Below are 2,112 nucleotides of genomic sequence, written 5' to 3' on the forward strand. Positions count from 1 at the left end.
AAGTTCGTGCAGAGTTTGATTCAACGTTCTCTGCATATAACAAGTTGCTCAAACGGAAAAATAACAGTTGGCCATCGCTTCGCGATTATAGCCAACCATTATTTTCCGCTTAGCAAAGCGTTATGCGGCATTGTGAATTCGATTAAATGTAATTGTGGTATTTGCCTTTTATTTATCCTGGTTATTTACGCGTAATTAAATCTATTTAAGTTTTTGGTTAAATAGTTTTTCGCCAAAGTAGGTAAGTGGTAAATTCACTTTTTATTAGTGGCTCAAAATTCACGGTTTAGTGTGTCGCAATGCTGTGAGTTTTTTAAATGTGTATTTTATGTCGCTAATATTTATATAAATTGTGCGGTTTGTGGTAACGTAAAAATCGCATAACAAGGCATTCAAACGGACAAAAAACAGTTGGCTGTTTTCACTTCGTTCAACATTTTAGCCAACAATTTTTTGCCGCTTAATGTGGCGTTATATACCTATGAGATTTCGATGAAAGCCTTAACGTTTTTAGCATTATTCTTTTGTAGTTATGTTTATTCATGTGAATCAGGAGAACCTGCTATCCAGCTAGTTCCATTTGCTCAAATTGAAGAACATCAAAATTCAATTTTAAACTCAATTTCTGTATTCGTTCCAAGTAAAATTGGTAAGCTTAATGCTACTGATATATATGTACAAGTTGAGGATAAACTTGTAATTGAGCTTCCTAGTTTGGTATCTACTGGTTATGATGGTTTATCTGCAAGCAGGCTTACTCTTAATAATTATTTAGCATCAAAAGCTTCTATAGTAGTTTATTATAGGTCTGCACCAGGAGTAATGTGTGGTCCTATAAAAACATATAAATTGGCTACAATGTTAACAACCAAAGCACCAATTATTAAACACTTATCACCACCCAGTTAGGTGTTAGCGGTATATAACAAGTTACTCAAACGGACGCTAAACAGTTGGCTAGCACTCGTTCCTCGTACATTTTAGCCAACAATTTCGCGCCGCTTAGTAAGGCGTTATGCGGCATTGCGAATTCGATTAAATGTAATTGTGGTAGTTGCCTTTTCTTTATCCTGGTTATTTACGCATAATTAAATCTATTTCAGTTTTTGGTTAAATAGTTTTTCGCCAAAGTAGGTAAGTGGTAAATTCACTTTTCATTAGTGGCTCAAAATTCACGGTTTAGTGTGTCGCAATGCTGTGATTTTTTAAATGTGCATTTTATGTCGCTAATATTTATATAAATTGTGCGGTTTGTGGTAATGTGAAAATCGCATAACAAGGCATTCAAACGGACAAAAAACAGTTGGCTGTTTTCACTTCGTTCAACATTTTAGCCAACAATTTTTTGCCGCTTAATGGGGCGTTATATGCCTTTCAGTTTGGCAACAAGGAGTATTTATGCAGTTCATAGTTACCGCTTACGACTTTGATGATGACGATGCTATTAATCGAAGATTATCAAGTCGTGAAGCTCATCTATCAGGTATCGAGAAAATGGTAAAAGCTGGTACCTTTTTAAGTGGTGGTGCAATGCTAAATGAAAATGGAAAAATGATTGGCTCATCGGCACATGTCGAGTTTTCTTCTAGAACTGAGGTTGAAGCATGGGTTAAACAAGATCCTTACACAATTGGCAAGGTTTGGAATAAAGTTAATATTAGTGAAGGCGTTTTATTTCCTGTAAGCAGTTTCAAAAAATAGGCATATAACAAGCCACTCAAGCAGGACAAATAACAGTTGGCTTTGTTCGCTTCGCTCTCTATTATAGCCAACTGTTATTTGCCTCTTAGTGGGGCGTTATGCGGCATTGCGAATTCGATTAAATGTAATTGTGGTAGTTGCCTTTTCTTTATCCTAGTTATTTACGCGTAATCAAATCTATTTCAGTTTTTGGTTAAATAGTTTTTCGCCAAAGCAGGTAAGTGGTAAATTCACTTTTGATTAGTGGCTCAAAATTCACAGTTTAGTGTGTCGCAATGCTGTGAGTTTTTTAAACGTGCATTTTATGTTACTAATATTTATATAAATTGTACGGTTTGTGGTAATGTAAAAATCGCATAACAAGGCATTCAAACGGACAAAAAACAGTTGGCTGTTTCACTCCGTTCACAT

Annotated in this window: 2 protein-coding genes; both read left to right on the forward strand. The window is 35.3% G+C overall.

Annotation, left to right across the window (positions count from 1 at the left end; translation table 11 throughout):
* The first annotated feature begins 492 nt into the window (after positions 1-492).
* A complete protein-coding gene (locus H4J73_RS02130; protein WP_182178021.1) occupies positions 493-909 on the forward strand; it encodes a hypothetical protein in 417 nt (138 codons plus the stop codon).
* 489 nt (positions 910-1,398) lie between these two features.
* A complete protein-coding gene (locus H4J73_RS02135) occupies positions 1,399-1,701 on the forward strand; it encodes a YciI family protein (protein ID WP_182204929.1) in 303 nt (100 codons plus the stop codon).
* Positions 1,702-2,112: the final 411 nt, after the last annotated feature.

This window comes from Colwellia sp. MB3u-41, assembly GCF_014076845.1.
Taxonomy (GTDB): Bacteria; Pseudomonadota; Gammaproteobacteria; order Enterobacterales; family Alteromonadaceae; genus Colwellia_A.